Source organism: Paraburkholderia sp. BR14312 (genome assembly GCF_040948675.1).
Classification (GTDB): Bacteria; Pseudomonadota; Gammaproteobacteria; order Burkholderiales; family Burkholderiaceae; genus Paraburkholderia; species Paraburkholderia nodosa_A.
This window is the reverse complement of record NZ_JBFPKI010000003.1, coordinates 435,275-452,954: the sequence shown is the minus strand read 5'-3', so window position 1 is coordinate 452,954 and position 17,680 is coordinate 435,275. Positions and strand designations below refer to the sequence as shown.

Annotated in this window: 14 protein-coding genes; 8 read left to right on the top strand and 6 right to left on the bottom strand. The window is 64.2% G+C overall.

The window, feature by feature from the left end; genetic code table 11:
* Positions 1-73: 73 nt before the first annotated feature.
* Positions 74-1,258, bottom strand: a complete 1,185-nt coding sequence (locus tag AB3X98_RS11300; protein ID WP_342947724.1) for an MFS transporter — start codon at positions 1,256-1,258, stop codon at positions 74-76.
* 350 nt (positions 1,259-1,608) lie between these two features.
* Here AB3X98_RS11300 and AB3X98_RS11295 point away from each other — a divergent pair, with 350 nt between their 5' ends.
* On the top strand, positions 1,609-1,878 hold the full coding sequence (locus AB3X98_RS11295) for a hypothetical protein (protein WP_368603949.1): 270 nt from the start codon (positions 1,609-1,611) through the stop codon (positions 1,876-1,878).
* A gap of 63 nt (positions 1,879-1,941) precedes the next feature.
* Here AB3X98_RS11295 and AB3X98_RS11290 read toward each other — a convergent pair whose 3' ends face one another.
* Positions 1,942-3,759 carry a winged helix-turn-helix domain-containing protein gene (locus AB3X98_RS11290; RefSeq protein ID WP_368603948.1) on the bottom strand — a complete coding sequence of 606 codons (1,818 nt, stop codon included), beginning with the start codon at positions 3,757-3,759 and terminating at the stop codon, positions 1,942-1,944.
* 242 nt (positions 3,760-4,001) lie between these two features.
* Entirely contained in the window at positions 4,002-4,814 is an 813-nt protein-coding gene (locus AB3X98_RS11285; protein WP_368603947.1) for a crotonase/enoyl-CoA hydratase family protein, read from the bottom strand.
* A gap of 119 nt (positions 4,815-4,933) precedes the next feature.
* Here AB3X98_RS11285 and AB3X98_RS11280 point away from each other — a divergent pair, with 119 nt between their 5' ends.
* Positions 4,934-5,464 (top strand): hypothetical protein, encoded by a 531-nt coding sequence (locus tag AB3X98_RS11280; protein WP_368603946.1) that lies wholly within the window; start codon positions 4,934-4,936, stop codon positions 5,462-5,464.
* Between the two features lie 98 nt (positions 5,465-5,562).
* Here the strand turns inward: AB3X98_RS11280 and AB3X98_RS11275 are convergent, their stop codons facing one another.
* Positions 5,563-6,525 (bottom strand): LysR family transcriptional regulator, encoded by a 963-nt coding sequence (locus AB3X98_RS11275; protein ID WP_368603945.1) that lies wholly within the window; start codon positions 6,523-6,525, stop codon positions 5,563-5,565.
* 588 nt (positions 6,526-7,113) lie between these two features.
* Here AB3X98_RS11275 and aspT (AB3X98_RS11270) point away from each other — a divergent pair.
* From aspT (AB3X98_RS11270) to AB3X98_RS11260, 3 genes are all read left to right on the top strand, one after another.
* Positions 7,114-8,796 carry an aspartate-alanine antiporter gene (gene aspT / locus AB3X98_RS11270; protein WP_368603944.1) on the top strand — a complete coding sequence of 561 codons (1,683 nt, stop codon included), beginning with the start codon at positions 7,114-7,116 and terminating at the stop codon, positions 8,794-8,796.
* Positions 8,797-8,893: 97 nt separating this feature from the next.
* A complete protein-coding gene (aspT, locus tag AB3X98_RS11265) occupies positions 8,894-10,579 on the top strand; it encodes an aspartate-alanine antiporter (RefSeq protein ID WP_368603943.1) in 1,686 nt (561 codons plus the stop codon).
* A 71-nt stretch (positions 10,580-10,650) separates the two neighbouring features.
* On the top strand, positions 10,651-12,312 hold the full coding sequence (locus AB3X98_RS11260) for a bifunctional aspartate transaminase/aspartate 4-decarboxylase (protein ID WP_368603942.1): 1,662 nt from the start codon (positions 10,651-10,653) through the stop codon (positions 12,310-12,312).
* A gap of 144 nt (positions 12,313-12,456) precedes the next feature.
* Here the strand turns inward: AB3X98_RS11260 and AB3X98_RS11255 are convergent, their stop codons facing one another.
* Positions 12,457-13,041, bottom strand: a complete 585-nt coding sequence (locus AB3X98_RS11255; protein WP_368610246.1) for a YceI family protein — start codon at positions 13,039-13,041, stop codon at positions 12,457-12,459.
* A 488-nt stretch (positions 13,042-13,529) separates the two neighbouring features.
* Between AB3X98_RS11255 and AB3X98_RS11250 the strand changes: the two genes are divergently transcribed.
* Genes AB3X98_RS11250 through AB3X98_RS11240 form a run of 3 tightly spaced genes read left to right on the top strand, consistent with a single transcriptional unit; the run spans position 13,530 to position 15,578 of the window.
* A complete protein-coding gene (locus AB3X98_RS11250) occupies positions 13,530-14,123 on the top strand; it encodes a cytochrome b/b6 domain-containing protein (RefSeq protein WP_368603940.1) in 594 nt (197 codons plus the stop codon).
* Positions 14,124-14,129: 6 nt separating this feature from the next.
* Complete coding sequence (locus tag AB3X98_RS11245; RefSeq protein ID WP_368603939.1) at positions 14,130-14,915, top strand: molybdopterin-dependent oxidoreductase; 786 nt, start codon at positions 14,130-14,132, stop codon at positions 14,913-14,915.
* Between the two features lie 48 nt (positions 14,916-14,963).
* Positions 14,964-15,578 (top strand): hypothetical protein, encoded by a 615-nt coding sequence (locus AB3X98_RS11240; protein WP_069267741.1) that lies wholly within the window; start codon positions 14,964-14,966, stop codon positions 15,576-15,578.
* A 458-nt stretch (positions 15,579-16,036) separates the two neighbouring features.
* On the opposite strand, the gene AB3X98_RS11235 is transcribed toward AB3X98_RS11240, so the two are convergent.
* On the bottom strand, positions 16,037-17,287 hold the full coding sequence (locus AB3X98_RS11235; RefSeq protein WP_083245529.1) for an MFS transporter: 1,251 nt from the start codon (positions 17,285-17,287) through the stop codon (positions 16,037-16,039).
* Positions 17,288-17,680: the final 393 nt, after the last annotated feature.

Below are 17,680 nucleotides of genomic sequence, written 5' to 3'. Positions count from 1 at the left end.
CAGGCGTGCCTCAGGTTGAGCGCGCGCGCCTCAGTGCAACACGCGCCCGCCTGTGCCCGCATCGAGCAAAGCATCAAGCGCAGGAAGTCGGCCCCGAAATCGCCACACGGCGGCGCGCGCGCCGGTCGATCTGCGCCGAAACCAGTGTGAGCGCGAGCGCTGCGAACGCCGTGACCACGCCCACCCACGGCAGCGCCGTGAGCGGCGCGCCTGCGCTGATCGCGACGCCCCCAATCCAGGCGCCGCCTGCATTGCCGAGATTGAATGCGCCCTGGTTGAGCGTGGAGGCGAGGTTGGGCGCATCGCTCGCGCGGTTGACAATCAGTATCTGCAGTGGCGGCACGATCGCGAACGCAAGGATGCCCCACACGAAGATCGTCGCCATGGCCGCGATCGGGTCGTGCATGGTCAGCGAGAACGCGGCGAGCACCACGGCGATCATGGCGAGAAACGTGAGCAGCGAGCGCATGAGCTTCCAGTCGGCGAGCTTGCCGCCCAGCGTGCTGCCGACCGTGAGCCCAAGGCCGAACAGCAGCAGCACGAACGTGACTTCATGCGGCGAGAAGCCGGTCACGTCTTCGAGAATCGGCGTGATGTAGGTGAACACCGCGAAGAGGCTGGCCGAGGCCAGCACGCTCATGCCGAGCACCATGAGCACCTGCGGGTTCTTCAGCACGCCGAACTCATGCACGAGGCTCGCCTTCTGCATTTCGATCTTCGCGGGCAGGCACACCTGCAGCGCCGCCGCTGCGAGGATGCCGATGGCCGTCACGGCCCAGAACGTCGTGCGCCATCCGGCGATCTGGCCGAGCGCTGTGCCGAGCGGCACGCCCAGCACGTTGGCGAGCGTCAGGCCCGTGAACATCAGCGCGATGGCCTGCGCACGGCGGTTCGGCGCGACGAGGCCGGCCGCGACCACCGAGCCGATGCCGAAGAACGCGCCGTGGCAGAACGCGGTAACGATGCGCGCGGCCATCAGGATCGAGTAGTTCGGCGCGAGCGCACACAACAGGTTGCCGACGATGAAGATGCCGATCAGGCGCATGAGCGCCTGCTTGCGCGGCACATTGGCAATCGCGATGGCGACGATGGGCGCGCCGATCGTCACGCCGAGCGCATAGGCCGAGACGAGCATGCCCGCCGCCGGGATCGAGACGCTCAGGTCGCGCGCGACGTCGGGCAGCAGACCCATGATGACGAATTCGGTGGTACCGATACCAAAAGCGGCAACGGCAAGGGCGAGAAGAGGCAGGGGCATGGCGTGGGGTCGGCGCAGGACGGCGACGGGCATTGAGCGCGAAGCCGTTTTATTTAAGTCAACGCGGAATTGTACTGAAACCCGACACAACGCATACGGCACGCTTTTCAAAGCTGTTGGGAAAACAACAGCTTTTCTTGCCGGACTTCGTTCACCGTTCCTTCATATTTCTTGACGATTTCTACAGGTTACGTGCATGGCGCAACGCGCTCGCGGGCAGCACGATACCCACACGATCCAACGAGCGAAACAGTCCGCCCACCGGCCCGCCCGCCGGCGGTCGCCGCCCTCGCGTCGTCCGTCCCGCGCATGACGGAACCGAATATGCGCAACCTTCCTGGAGCGATGTCATGAACACGATCACCACAGTACGCATCGCGGTGGCCGCAGCGGCCGCCTTATTCGCAGGTAGCGCGCTGGCGCAATCGCAGAGCGACGACCCGTCACAACAGGCCAGCACACCGCCGGCTGCGCAGGACGTGGGCGGCTCGCCGATGTCGACAAGCGCATCGGGCGCGCCGATGAGGCTCACGCACGCGCAGGTCTATCAGGACCTGGTGCGCTCCGAACAATCGGGCCAGCAGAAGGCGCTGAACGAAGGGCTCTATCACGGGAACTGAGTCGACAGGGAGACCCAGGCATCAGGACGGCGACCCGACGCGCTCTCGCAATCTGCGCCACGCTCAGCGTGTCGGGCCGCCGCCAATATGTTTTTCGATGAGCCGCATGCGCCCCGTCGGGCGCCAGGGCGCGAACCATGGATTCGTGCGCAACTCACATAGCCGCGAACTGCGCTCGGCCAGCGCCGTTTCGAGCCAGCGGAACATTTCGTCGGGCTGCGCGAGCCGCGCGTGGGCCTCGGCGATGAGCAGCGGCGAGGTGTATCGCGCCCGCCGCCGCGCGAGCAGATCTTCCAGATACCAGCGCAGCACCGCGTCATAGCCGCCCGTTTCCCAGCGGGCGCGAATGGTGGTCGCACGCGCCTGCTGGTTGCAGCGTTCGAGCGCCTCCACGGTGGCGTCCACGGCCTGCGCATACAGCTTTTTCACTTCGAACGCCGTAGCGAGCAACTGATAGACGAGCGGCGGATGGTCCATGTGCCCCGGCGCGAGATATTCACTCACGACTTCCGCATGCCTGCCCGACATCACCATGCCGAACGCGCGCGACCCCTGGAACGCCAGCGGATCGATGCGCTCGGCGCGCTCCATCGCGGCGTCGCCTTCGGCGCGGCGTCCCGCCGCCACCAGCATGCGCGCATAGAGCCGATGCGCCTCCGGGTAACTCGGGTTGCGCCGCAGGGCATCCTTGAAGCCGGCCTCGGCCTGGTCCCAGTCCCAGTCGTAGAAGTAGCGCACGGCCGCGAGCGCGTGATGCGCCTCGGGCAGATCGGGGTCGAGTTCGAGCGCGCTTTCGGCGAGCGAGCGCGCAACCGGCCAGCCGTCGTCGGGCGCGACGAAGCCATGCACAACCGTCGATCCGTAGTAGTTCGAAAGGCCCGTATAGCCGAGCGCATAACTCGGGTCGTGCTCGAGCGCGGACTCGAAGTAGGTTCGGCTGCGCACGAAGTCTTCGCCGTCGATGCCGTGATGCGCGCAAAAGCCCGCTTCGAAATGCACGCGTCGATACCAGAAGAAACGCCCGCGCACATACGCGTCGTGCGCGGCGGGATCGACAGGCAGGCGCCGCTCGAGGCGCGTGCGCTGCTGCTCGGAAAGCGTGGTCGCCAGGTTCTCGGCGAGCGCCGCGACCGCTTCCTTGAGGATGTCGAGTGCGCCTTGCGTGGCGCTTTCGTGCGCGCGGCTCCAGATCTGCGCTTCGTCGGCGCAGCGGATCAGACGCGTGAGGATGCGGGTTTGCTGCCCCGCGCGCGTGAGCGAGCCTTCGAGCACGTAGTCGAGCTTCAGTTCGCGCGCGATCTCGCCGATACTCTTTTGTGTCGCGCGGTAACGCGCCGCCGTGGTGCGCGCGATCGTGAGGAGGCGCTCGGGGTTGAGCGCGCCGAGGGTAACTGAGATCTCATCGGCGAGGGCGCTGCACAGGCTGTCCTGGCTCGCGTCGCCGGTGTGGTTGGTGAACGGCAGCACCAGCATGCGTACGGCGGGCGGCGCGTGCTCGCTCTCGCGCGGGGTTAGCGGGTCGCGCGCGGCAGCCGACGCACCGTGAACCTCGGACGGCTCGGGCAGGATGCCGTCGAACCGGTAGCCCTTGCCCTTCACGGTGATGAGGTGGCGCGGTTTGGCGGGGTCGTCGGCGAGCGCGATGCGGATCTTGCGGATCGCCGTGTTCAGGCCGTTGTCGGTGTCGCGAAAGGGGCTGCCGGCCCACAGCCGGTCGACGATGTCCGCGCGCGAGATCAACTCGCCGCGGCGCGAGGCCAGCAGGATCAGAAGATCCATCGGCAACCGCTCCAGCTTGACCTCCATACCTTCTCGGCGCAACTGGTACCGCTCGACGTCGAGTTCGAAGTCCGCGAAGCGGATGATTCGATCCGTCGGCATGAGATCTCTCCCGTGATGCGGCATCAGGGAAGGGGGCGCCGGGGCGGTTCGTCTGAAGATTGCCGTTAGACGACGCAGCAGTCCTCAGCGTCATTACACATGGCGGCAGGGGCGGGGGCAGCGGCGCGGATCAGTTTCAATGTAGTGGGTCGGGCGCGCGCCTTCAAGCGTCAAGCGCTGCGCATTGTGGCCATCGACACGTCAATCGGCTGTCGCGACGTTCGCGTGCGATTTTGTTTAGCTCACTTCTGTTTCAGCGGATCGAGCGGTTCGCCGTGACGGCCCGCGCCGGCCGCGAAGCGCGCCGCGAGTGCGAGCCCCTCGTCGAGCACCGCGCGATAGCCGAGCGCGCCTTCGCGGCGCAACGCCTCGGCAGTGTCGGGCAGCATGCTGTGTTCGAGCGCCGAGCGGCGGTCCGCGAGCAACGCGGCTTGGGGCGACGCCGCGAGTTGTGCGGCAAGTTGCTCGGCGGCCTCGCGCGCGCCGCCTTTGGCGACCACACGATTGGCGAGGCCGAACGCGAGGGCTTCCTGCGCATCGACCGCGCGCCCCGTGAGGATCAGATCGAGTGCGCGCGATAGCCCGATCAGGCGCGGCAGGCGCACCGTGCCGCCGTCGATGAGCGGCACGCCCACACGGCGGCAGAACACGCCGAGCACGGCGTCTTCTTCGACCACGCGCAGGTCGCACAGGAGTGCGAGTTCGAGGCCGCCCGCAACGGCGTAGCCTGAAATCGCAGCGATTACGGGCTTGCTGAGCGACATGCGCGTGGGGCCGAGCGGGCCCGCGCCGCTGCCGTCCGCGCGGATTTCATTGCGGCGTTCGGGGTCGGCGAGCGCGGTGAGGTCCGCGCCCGCGCAGAACGTGCCGCCCGCGCCGTACAGCACACCCGCGAGCCATGCGGGATTTTCTTCGAAGCGTGCAAAGGCGGCAGCGAGTGCAGTCGCAACGGGTCTGTCGATGGCGTTGCGCTGCGCCGGGCGGTCGAGCACGACAATTGCTACGTGTTCCTGGCTTTCGATACGCACGTGCTCGCCGAAGGTTTCGATCGTCATGTGTCAGTCCTCGATGCGCCCCGCATTCGTCATAAAAATTTAATGGCTCATCCGTAGCTTAGGCCGGTTTCATTTCCTGAACTACGTCTCCACCAAAAGCACGCATGCAATCGACGTCCATGTCCAGCATCACCTCCCTTTCGGATTCCTCGCCGTATCCCGCTTGTGGACCTCTTTGGACTGTCCCGTTGCCCGACCACGACGCGTATGACCATGTGCGCTTCAAGCGCGTCTTCACGACCGACGGCACGCGCCACGTCGTCGTGATCGTCGATCTGCAAAAGCTGCTTCTCTGTGCCGACCGCGACGACACCGACTACGTGCTCAAGCCCGTCGACGACTGGCATAGCGGCAAGATTCGCGGCATACGCGAGTTTCTCGATCCGGACAACGAGCGCGTGCCGCAGATGCCCTACGTGACGATCAGCAAACGCCGCGTGGCGGGGCTGGCCGGATGGCTCGGACTTGCGCACGAGGGGGTAGTGGCGTTTCGCAACGGCCAGCATCGCGCGCGCTACCTCTCCTGGGCGGGGGCATTGTGGCTACCCGTGGAAGTGCACGAGCGCGAGGCGGCATTGCTGCGCGAACTGTGCGGCGCGGGCGACGGGGGCCTGCTGGTTCCGGTCGACGGCAGTTCGCCCCGACTCTGATGCATCGTCGCGCGAACGGCATGTTCGCTAACGGCGCATTTGCAAGCAGCATGTTCTCAAACCATCGGGTCGGCACACTACGCCCGCTCGCTGTGTGCTCACGCCACGCTCAGCGGCCGGCTCGCTGCGCCATTGGAACTCGCCGCGATGGGCGATCCATGACGCGCAAGCTCGAAATGCTCGACCGTGTAGTCGACGAAGCGACGCGTCTTCGCGGGCAAATACTGGCGGCTCGGATAGACGATGGACATGCGGGCGTCGGGATCGTCGATGTCATAGTCGGGCAGTAGCCGCCGCAACGTGCCCGCGGTAAAGTCGTCGGCGACGAGCGGCGCGGGCACGACCGCCACGCCCATGCCGGCCAGCGCGGCGAGCCGCACCATCAGCATGTTGTTGACGGCGTAGCCGGGCTGCAGCGTGACCTGCTGCGCTCGCTCGCCGGGCTTCGCGAACTGCCATGTCGCGCTGCGCTCCTCGGGAGGCAGCGCGACCGCCGCGCATTGCGCGAGCTCCTCGGGGGTATGCGGCTCGCCGTGCTCGGCGAGCCATGCGGGCGCCGCGCAGGGGACGAACGTCGTGGTGCCGAGCGCGCGCTCCACGCACTCGCCGTTGCGTGCGGGCGTGGCGCCGACGATGCCCACGTCGAAGCCGTCTTCCATGAGATCCACGGGCCGTTCGGCGAGCGTGAGGCGCACGTTCACGCGAGGATACAGACGCCGGTAGCCGTCGATGAGCGGCGTGAGCGTGGCAAGCGAGAGCGCGCCGGCGGCCACCACGCGCAGCGTGCCGCTCGGCTCGCTTTCCGTGTGCGCCAGTGAGCGCTCCAGATGATCGAGTTCCTCCAGCACGCAACGACAGCCTTCGAGGTAGCGCTGGCCTGCCTCGGTGAGCGCGAGATTGCGCGTGGTGCGATTGATTAGGCGTGCATTCAGGTGCGCCTCGAGCATCGCGACGGAGCGCGTGACGAGCGCGTTGGAGACGTCGAGCTGCTGCGCGGCGCGACGAAAGCTCCCGGTTTCCGCCACCCTGACGAAGACGCGCATGGCATGTATCTGGTTCATGTGTAGCCTCGTATGCTCGATGCATGGACCGGTTGAGGGACACCGCAACTGCTGGCGAAGTTGAGGAACGAAGCGATGTGTCGCGTTGTTCTGGTCAATGTGCCTCGAATGAACTACTGCGATGGACGACTGCGGGAATCTAACAAAAATAATATTGACAGTCCGTGAGAATTACAATATCTATCTCAACACACGGCAGCATTTCTTACTTGTAAAAGATCCAATACGCAGTCGGCATGTATTGAGTGAGGAATGCGTTGTGCGTTTTTGTCACTATCTAAATATTGTGCATTGCGGATAACGTGTTTGCGTAATTCACGCAAGCAGCGGATGTCTGTCAGAACTGCCAGCTTCCGGGCGGGGCGCCCTTTGCCTCTGGCGAATTGTGAGTCATTGCGGTCGGTGAATTTCCCGTCATTTACGAGCCGGAATTAAGCGCGTGTTGACGCTTTTTCTGTATGAATGAATCGTTGTGCGTGAGGGAAAATAACGACCGGGAATTAGCGCTGCATGTTATTTAATGTGCATTACCGCTCGTTTTTTGAGCACGCTTTCGGGCTAACTAAAACGTAAATCGGCAGACCAGACATGATCGTCGAATTGCTGAAGTCGCAACCCGAGATTGCCCTGTTCGTGAGCCTCGCGCTCGGTTATCTGATTGGTTCGATCCGCTTCGGTCCGATCTCCCTCGGAGGCGTGTGCGGCACGCTGATCGTCGCGCTCGTGCTCGGGCAAACCGGCGCGCGCATCTCGCCCGACCTCAAGAACGTCGCCTTCGCACTCTTCATCTTCGCGCTCGGCTTCACGGGCGGTCCGCAGTTCTTCGCGAACGTCGGGCGCGGCTGGCGCTACGGACTGCTCTCGATCGTCGAGATCGTCTCGGTCATGGCGCTCGTCATGATCGCGGTCGTCGTGATGAAGCTCGATGCGGGCACAGCGGCGGGCCTGCTCGCGGGCGCGGCGACCGAATCGGCCGTGATCGGCACGGCTTCCGAAGCGATCACGCGGCTCGGCCTGACCGACGCCCAGGTGAGCACGCTGCAGGCGCATATCGTGACCGCATACAGCGTGAGCTACCTCTTTGGCCTCATCACCATCGTGCTCTTCACGAGCCAGATTGCCCCGCTGATCCTGCGCGTGAACCTGCGGGAAGAGGCCGCGCGCCTGTATCGCAAGCTCGGCGGCGACGGCGCGCTCGACGAAGGACAGCGGCTCGCGCTCGCGCCGCTCGAAGGTCGCGCGTTCAAGGTGGGTCCCGCAGCCGGCGCCGCAGTCGCCGCCTTCGAGGCGCGTTTTGGCAACAACGTCACGATCGAGTACGTGCTGCGCGAGGGACGCCAACTGGATGCCAATGCGCAGTCCGTGCTGCAGCCGGGTGACATCGTGCTGATCGCCGGGCGCCGCGAAGCCGTGATCGAAGCAGCAGGCAGTCTCGGCGAAGAGATGCCGGGCGAGGGCTTGTTCAAGCTGCTCGCGAAACGCGTGGACGTGATGGTCACGCAGCGCGACGTCAACGGCCTCACGCTCGCGCAAATGCGCGAGCGCGCCGCGCCGGAAGCGGGCCGCGGCATCTACGTCGGCGCGATCACGCGGCTCGACAACACGGTGCCCGCCTTGCCCGGCATGGTCGTGCATCGCGGCGACGTGCTGACGCTGGTCGGCACGCCCAGCGACGTCGCGCGCGGCGCGAAGCGTCTTGGCTACGTGATCCAGCAGACCCAGAAGACCGACTTCGTCTATCTGGGCCTCGGCGTGCTGGTCGGCATGATGATCGGGCGTTTCGGCGTGAACGTGGGCGGCGTCACGCTGGTGCTCGGCACGGGCGGCGGGTGCTTGCTCTCGGGTCTGTTCTTCGGCTGGCTGCGCTCGCGTTACCCCCTGGTAGGCTCGCTGCCCTCGGCCGCCGCGCAGGTGCTCAAGGACTTTGGTCTTGCCACCTTCATCGCGGCCGTCGGGCTTTCCGCCGGCCCCGACGCCATCAAGCTCGTGCGCGAGTACGGTCTCGCGCTGCCGCTCGCCGGCATTCTGATGGTGCTGATTCCCGGGCTCCTCTCACTGTGGATCGGGCACATGTTCCTCAAGCTCGAAGCGCCGATGCTGCTCGGCGCCATTGCCGGCCAGCAGTGCAGCACGCCGGCGATCAGTGCGCTCGTCGGCGTAGCCGGCAACTCGACTCCCGTGATCGGCTACACGATCACCTACGCGCTCTCGAACATCCTCTTGCCGCTCATGGGCCCCGTGGTGGTAGGGCTCGCGGCGAAGTTTGGCTGACGAATTTTGGCTGGTGTTTTCGGCTCGATCTGGCCGGCGGTGTTTCATTGCCGGCCATCCCCAGCAGCAAGGGGTTCTTTCTCAAAGCGAGGACACGATGGAATGGCTACATGACATCTTTCACAAATCCCCGGAAATCGCGCTATTTCTTTCTCTGGCCGTTGGCTACTGGATCGGTCAGATCAATTTCGGCAGGTTCCAGCTAGGCGGCGTGGGCGGCTCGCTGCTCGCCGCCGTCGTCGTGAGCCAGGTGGGCGTGACCGTCGACAACGGCGTGAAGGCGGTGATGTTCGCCGTCTTCATCTACGCCGTGGGCTACGACTCGGGCCCCGGCTTCTTCAACTCGCTGAACCGCAAGACGCTGCGCGAAATCGCCATGGCCGTGTTCATGGCCGTGGCGGGTCTCGCCACCGTGCTGGTTTGCGCGAAGCTCTTTCACCTCAACAAGGGCCTTGCCGCCGGTCTCGCGGCGGGCGGCATGACGCAGTCGGCCATCATCGGCACGGCCGGCGACGCGATCGCGCGCCTGGGCTTGCCGCCCGATCAGGTGAAGGCCATGCAGGCCGACGTCGCGATCGGCTACGCCGTCACCTACGTGTTCGGCTCGCTCGGCGCGATCATCGTCTGCGTGAACATCCTGCCGAAGTTCATGGGCCGCAGCCTCAAGGACGCCTCCGCGGACGCCGAGCGCGAGATGTCGGGCGGCAACGCCGCCGCGGGGCCGGGCCAGATCACGGCGCTGCCTGAGTTGTTCGGGCGCGTGTTCCGTGTCGAGAAAGCGGCGGGCAAGACCGTCAAGCAGATCGAGCTGGCCGAGAGCGATTTCGTCGCGGTCGAGAAGATTCGCCGCGCCGGCAAGGTGCTCGACGCCACCCCCGACTTCGTGCTGAGCCGCGACGATGTCGTGCTGGTGGTGGGCCGCCGCGAGCAGATGGTCGAAGTGGGCGCGCTGATCGGGCCGGAAGTGCCGGACTCGGGCGGCATGAGCCTCGTGATGCAAACGCGCCGGCTCGTCTTCACGCGCAAGGGCATGAACCACACGACGATTGCCGAAGTGCGCAGGAACGTGGACCGCGATCTGCGTCACGGTGTGTACATCGAGAAGATCGAACGTGTTGGCCAGCCCGTGCCGCTCCTGCCCGAAACGAAGCTCGAGCACGGCGACGTGGTGACGATCTATGGCACCGCAACGGATACGAAACGCGCCGTGCAGGCCGCCGGCTACGAACTCGCGTACAGCAACAAGACCGACTTCATCTACATGGGCGTGGGCCTCGTGCTCGGCCTGCTGGTGGGCCTGATCGTCGTGAACGTGGCCGGCATTCCGCTCACGCTCGGCTCGGGCGGCGGCTGCCTGCTCGCGGGTCTCGTGTTCGGCTGGATGCGCGGCAAGCACCCCATGTACGGCGTGATGCCGCCCGCGGCTTCGCTACTGCTCAAGGACTTCGGGCTTGCGGCGTTCGTCGCGGTGGTCGGCCTGAACTCGGGCCTGCAGGCCGTTGTGACGGTCAAGCAGAGCGGCATCACGATCTTCCTGCTAGGCGTGGTGGTGACGCTGGTGCCGCTCTTCCTCACGATGCTGTTTGGCCGCTACGTGCTCAAGTACAACAACGCGGCCATTCTGGCGGGCGCGCTGTCCGGCGCGCGCAGTGCGAACCCGGCGTTCGGCGGCATTCTCGACAAGGCGGAAAGCGCGGTCCCCACCGTGCCGTTCGCCATTACCTATGCGATCGCGAACGTGCTGCTCACGCTGCTCGGGCCGCTCGTGGTCGGTCTTGCATGACATGCACTCAACGTGTGCTGCGCGAGGAAAAAAGCGCGCGGCACACGCAACGTCTTCCAATGGAGAACACCATGGCAACGAAAGCGAAGGGTAACGGCGCGAAAGAAAAGTCGGGTCTCGATGCACTGAGCCCGTTCGAGCTGAAGGACGAACTCATCAAGGCGGCCGGCGGCGGCGCGACCGCGCGCCCGGCCAATCTCGCGATGCTCAACGCGGGCCGCGGCAACCCCAACTTCCTCGCCACGATTCCGCGTCACGGCTTCTGGCAACTCGGCCTCTTCGCCATGCGGGAGTCCGAGCGCTCGTTTGCCTACATGCCCGAGGGCGTGGGCGGCTTCCCGCAGCGCGACGGCATCGTCGAGCGCTTCGACCTGTTCGTGCGCGAGAACAAGGGGCAGCCCGGCATCAGGTTCCTCGCGGGCGCGGTGTCGTACGTGCGCGATCAGCTGGGGCTCTCGGCGGGCGACTTTCTCTATGAGATGTGCGAAGGCATTCTCGCCTGCAATTACCCGGTGCCGGATCGCATGCTCAAGCTTTCGGAGATCATCGTCGGGCAGTATCTGCGCCGCGAGATGATCGGCAAGCATCCGTTCGTCGGCGAGTTCGACGTGTTCGCGGTAGAAGGCGGCACGGCGGCCATGACGTACATCTTCAACACGATGCGCGAGAACTTCCTGATCAAGGCGGGCGACACCATCGCGCTCGGCATGCCGATTTTCACGCCGTACATCGAGATTCCGGAACTCAACGACTACCAGCTCAACGTGGTGCATCTGAACGCCACGGTGGAAAACAACTGGCAGTACTCGAAGAAGGAGCTCGACAAGCTGCGCGACCCGAAGGTCAAGGCGTTCTTCCTCGTGAACCCGAGTAACCCGCCTTCGGTAAAGATCGACGACGCGAGCCTCGAGTACATCGCTGAGATCGTGAAGGAGCGTCCGGACCTCATCATCCTGACCGACGACGTGTACGGCACCTTCGCCGACAACTTCGTCTCGCTCTTCGCGCTCGCGCCGAAGAACACGATTCTCGTGTACTCGTATTCGAAGTACTTCGGCGCGACCGGCTGGCGTCTGGGTGCGATCGCCACGCACCGCGACAACGTGCTCGACCACACGCTCGCAAAGCTGCCGAAGGACGAGAAGAAGGCACTGCACAAGCGCTACGAGTCGATCACCACCGAGCCGGACAAGCTCAAGTTCATCGACCGTCTGGTGGCCGACAGCCGTACTGTCGCGCTGAACCACACGGCCGGTCTTTCGACGCCGCAGCAGGTGCAGATGGTGCTGTTCTCGCTGTTCTCGCTCATGGACACGCCCGACGCGTACAAGAACGCGCTCAAGCGCCTCATTCGCAACCGCAAGCGCGCGCTCTTCGAGGAAATGGGCGTGCCCTACGGCGAGGGCGATCCGAACCAGGTCGACTACTACACGATCCTCGACATGGAATACATGGGCGAGAAGCGCTTTGGGCGCGAATTCGTCGACTGGCTGCTCAAGCAGGTCAAGCCCAACGAGTTGCTGTTCCGTCTCGCGGAGGAAGCGCGCGTGGTGCTGCTGCCGGGCAAGGGTTTCGGCACGCCGCATCCTTCGGGCCGCGTGTCGCTCGCGAACCTCAACGAGTCGGACTATCGCAAGATCGGCCGCGCGGTGCGCAAGCTCACCGAGGAATACGTGCAGCGCTATAACGAGGCCACCGGCAAGAACCTCGATCCGACTGCCGTGAAGAAGTAAGCGCAGGCGGCGCCTGGCCACCTCGAGTCCCCATACGTTTGCAGTCCGGGCCGCATCCGGCGTAGTTGCCGCGTGCGGTTTTTTTATGGCTCCTGGCAGATTCCCGGGATAGGTCTCTGTTCGAACCGGAAGCAGACCGCCGATTCACGGATCGGCACGTTCCTTGACGAATTCGGCGCGGATTCTCATGTGCACGTCATCCCCGACTGCCGAGGACCATTTCGTCAGCCCGAACGCTGCCCGGCTGAAATGGCCGTCGGCGGAGAAGGCCAGCGTCTCGGGAGCGCCCGGTGGATCGTCCGGAGCTGTGTCGAAGGTGACATCGAGCGTGACGGGGCGAGTCGTCGTGCGGATCGTCAGATCCCCTGTCAACAGGCCATTGAACGGACCGATCCGGACAAGGCGGGTGCTGACGAAGCGAATGGCCGGATAATGCGCCACGTCGAGCATGCCGCCGCTTTCGACGATTCGGGTGACAAACGGCGCGTTCGCTTCGAGGCTTGTCGCGTCGATCGTCACCACCACGCGGCCCGAAGCCGCGCCCTGGAATCCATCGAGCTCGGCACCTACGCGGCTAAAGCGCATCGTGAGATTCGAGTGCCAGGCGTTCGCGACGTCGAATGTCACACCGGAACGGGCCGGATCGAGCCGATACTGGGCCAGCGGTGCGGACGTGTCGACAGGATCGGCGCTGACCCCGACAGCTGCAATGGCAGTGCAGGCAAACATTGCGATTGCGCTTGCGTGGGGTTTGAGACAAACCAAGGTCACGCCACGCCGACGGATGGGGTTGCGACCCAGCACGCTCTTTACCTCCACTTTTCCGGGCGGGAGCCGCCCGCGGCGAGCAGCAATCGCATGTGCTCGGACGCGCGCAAAAGTTGTGCCGCCGCCGTACTGACAGGTGGACCACTCTTTTGTTGCCGGCATGCCCCGTTCACGCGGAAAGCATCTGTCGAGATAGCACCACGGCCTTGTGACGAAATGAGGACACCGGGAAAACGTTCTGCATGCTCCCTTTATTCCGCTGCGCTTCAAAGCCCGATGCGCTCAACGTGATTTCGGTGTTCGTGCCTGTCGGAAAACTGAAAGGAAAAATTCCCCGGCAGCAGTGGAATAGGGACGTGAGTAGGAGGTTTACCCACCAACAAGGAGCCGACCACGGAACGATCGGGCCAGATCCGATCGCAGACGAACAACTTCCACGAAACCTGCACATGAGCCGAACGATCATTCAGCCTCTCCGGGTCCGCGCGACACACTGGATCAACGCCGTCGCGGTCGTGCTGATGGTGACCAGCGGCTGGCAGATTTACGATGCCTCGCCTATCTTTGCCGGCCTGAAATTTCCCGCGAGCATGACCTTGGGCGGCTGGCTGGGCGGCGCATTGCAGTGGCATTTCGCGATCATGTGGGTGCTGGTCGCGAATTACCTCGTCTACGTGTGCCTCAATCTCCTTTCAAGGCGCTTGTGGAGAAAGCTTCTCCCGATCCGCTTGAGTACGCTACGCCGGGACCTTGTCGCCGCGCTGCGCGGCAAGCTGGCACACGAAGATCTGGCGCGCTACAACGCCGTTCAGAAACTGGCGTATGTCGTGGTTATCGTCGACATTGCAGTCGTGATCCTTTCCGGCCTCGCGGTCTGGAAATCGGTTCAGTTTCCCCTGCTGCGAACGCTCATGGGGGGGTACGACAACGCACGGGTCGTCCACTTCTTTGCCATGAGCGTTCTCGTAGCGTTTTTCGTGGCGCACGTCGTCATGGTCGCGCTTGTGCCGCGCTCGCTGCGCCTGATGGTTCGCGGACGGTGATCGAACATGAACCCTCGAAAAAAGCCACTTAATGCGTTTCTCGTTTCAAACGCGGATTCGATCATCAAGGACGCGCGCAGCGAATTGAAGAGTCCCGCTCGCAGGTTGCTCGGCAGACACATACTCTCGCTCGGCGGCATTGCGATGCTCTCGGGCTGCGATCTCTCGAACGACAAGTCGGTGAATACCATGCTGCGCAAGATGTCGTTCTTCAATGATCGCGTGCAGGCGCTGCTGTTCGATCCGAACAAGATGGCACCGATGTATCCGCAGTCGATGATCACACGGCCTTTCCCTTTCAATGCGTTCTATGACATCGACGACGTGCCGGAAGTCGACGCTGCGACTTATCGGCTGCAAGTGGGAGGACGTGCGAACGGCAAACGCATATGGACCCTCGACGAACTACGAGCGCTGCCACAAGAAAGCCAGATCACGCGTCATATCTGCATCGAGGGCTGGAGCGCCATTGGGCACTGGGGCGGTGTGCGTTTCTCCGATTTTCTCCGCCGTGCCGGGGCCGACACGACAGCGAAGTACGTCGCGTTCCATTGTGCCGACAACTATTGGACCAGCATTGATATGCCAACAGCGTTGCACGCGCAAACGTTGCTTACGCTGACCTATGACGGGGACGTGCTGCCGCCGAAATACGGCTTTCCGATGAAGCTGCGCATGCCGACCAAACTCGGCTACAAGAATCCAAAGCATATCGTCGCCATCACGGTGACGAACGAGTATCCCGGCGGTTACTGGGAGAACCAGGGCTACAACTGGTTCGGCGGTTCCTGAAGTGCAATCGACTCTTTCCTCAACGCATATCCGCTACATGGAGCATTCATGACCATTCGACTCAAAGTTGCAGCGACTCTTGCCGCAATGGCGCTTGCCGGCAGCGCGCTGGCGCAAACGCCTGACGCGAAGCCCGTGCGTATTCGCGGCAGTATCGTTTCTCTCGATGGCGATGTTCTCAAGGTCCATCGACGCAGTGGCGATACGGTGTCGATCGATCTTGCGGCCAACGTTCCCGTCTCGTCTGTCAAGGCGATGCAGCTATCCGACATCAAGCCGGGTACGTTCGTCGGCACGGCCGCGACGACCGGTACTGATGGCAGGCTGACGGCGACCGAAGTCGTGGTCTTCCCGGAAGCCGCGCGCGGCACGGGCGAGGGACACTACGCGTGGGACCTCGGCCCGAACAGCACGATGACCAACGCGAATGTCGATACTGTCGTGCAGGGCACGGACGGCCGCAATCTGAAGCTGTCGTACAAAGGCGGCAGCAATGAGGTCACGGTACCGCCCAATGTACCGATCGTCACCTTCGTGCCGGCTGCGCGCTCCGATCTGGCGCCAGGCAAGCAAGTGTTCGTGGTCGCGAAATCCGCGTCACAGGGTGCGTATGCCGCGCAGCGCGTGGTGGTCGAAAAGAACGGCGTCGTCCCGCCGATGTAAGCGAACGCGTCCGGGTTTCCCGGAAGTTCCTGGGCAACCACACAATCCGCGCGCCGGACCGGAACGCGAACGAATTTACAGTCCGGCGTGCCTTGTGGGCCAGGAAGTTTGCGCCCGGCGACGTACCGCGCAATGCGGCTTGCGGCGCTCAATAGCCACCGCCTGAAGAGTTGGTTGAACTGCTCGACGCGCCGTTACCGCCTTGATTCATATCGCCACTCGCGGCAACGGACCCGGAAACCGCGGCCATGCCGAGGCAGACGAGACACGCAAGAACCATCCTGAATCGCTTCATGATGATTTCCTCCTGGGTAAGCTCGCAGGAAGTCCCGCGCAGGGGCATCCGGCGAAGCATTAGCCGCGCTATTGCCAACGACGCCGACCTGCGGGTGCATTGCGGACGCGTCGCGCGGCTTGTCGCGAACGCTGGCATCGACATAGTAACTAACGCCGCGCGCCTACGACTTATTCCCCGCGGCGGGGTTTGCGTTGCTCGTGCTTTGCGTATCTTGTCCCGCGTGCGCGCGCACGCTCTTGCGATGAAGCGAAACCGAAAGCGCCACGGCGGACGCTGCGGCGATCGCGGCGAAAAGAAACACCGACCCATAGCCGAACAGATTCGCCACGTAGCCTGCGAGCGGGCCGGTAATGCCCAGCGAGAGATCGAGGAACACGGAGTAGGCCGAGAGCGCCGCGCCGCGGCTGGCGGGCGGCACGAGCCCGACCGCCTCGACGCCCAGCGCCGGGAACACGAGTGCGAAGCCGAAGCCGGTGAGCGCCGCGCCCGCGAGCGCGACTTGCGGCGTGGGCGCGAGCCACAACAGCAAGAGGCCCGCGCATTCGCACGAGAACGAGACGATGGCGACGCGGAAGCCGCCGAAGCGCTTGATGGTATTGGCGAACAACAGACGCGCGCCGATGAACATCAGACCGAACACCGTGAGCGTGAACGCGGCGTTGGGCCAGTGGCGCGCGGCGTAGAACAGCGTGATGAAGGTCGCGATGGAGCCGAAGCCCGCCGAGCCGAGCGCGAGGCCGATGCCGTGCGGCAGCACGCGCGTGAACACGCTGCGGTACGACATGCGCTCGCCGTGCACGACCGGCACCGGCGCGATGGGCCGCGCGAGCCAGAAGCCGAGCGCGGCCATTGCGATGACCGAAATGCCGAGCATCCAGTATCCGAGGGCGTGCGCCATCACGACGCCCAGCGGCGCGCCGATCGCGAGTGCGCCATAGGTGGCGATGCCGTTCCACGAGATCACCTTCGCGTTGTGCGCGGTGCCCACGCGGCCGATGCCCCAGAGGATCGCGCCGGTGCCGCACAGGCTTTCGCCGCAGCCGAGCAACAGGCGGCTCACCACCAGCAGCGCGAGCGAGAGGCCGGGCCAGTGATCGACGAGCGTGCCGAGCAGCAGCAGCACGCCGCTCGAGCCGCAGATCGTCAGGCCGATCGTCACGGTTTTCTTGGGGCCGAGCGTATCCGCCGAGCGGCCCGCGAGCGCGCGTGAGCAGAGCGTCGCGATGTACTGCACGCTGATGGCGGCGCCCGCCACCACGGTGCTGAAGCCGAGGTCGTTGTGCACGTAGCCCGGCAGCACGGCGAGCGGAATGCCGATCGTCAGGTAGCAGAGGAAGGTGAAAAAGACGACCGGAATGATCTGCAGGGTCGTCGACGCGGCTTTGCGCGGGGGCGCCAAATCAGCGGACATGGGGAAAATGCGGATGGAAAACGGCGGGAAAGGCGTGATTCTCCCATGGAACCGGTTTTTATGCAGAAACTGAAAAGCTGTTCCGGCGGGCAGAACACGCGTTTTCTGCGCTGATGACGGCCTTTTGCAACCGGGAACCCAGATGCGAAGATCCCGCGATTTTGCGCGACGTTGGCGGCAATTCGCGTTGCGGCGGCGCCTTGGCCCGACCGTGCGGGCTGAGAAATCAGCGTCCGAACGGGTTAATAGTCAGTCGAATATGTCCGATATTCGCAAATTGGCCCTGAAATCGCGCAATCGAGACGCTTCGACATAAGCACAGCCTCACTGCAGCACACCGATTTATCGACTCAACGATATATCCCCCATGCTCCTGTAGCTATGGGTTGCCAA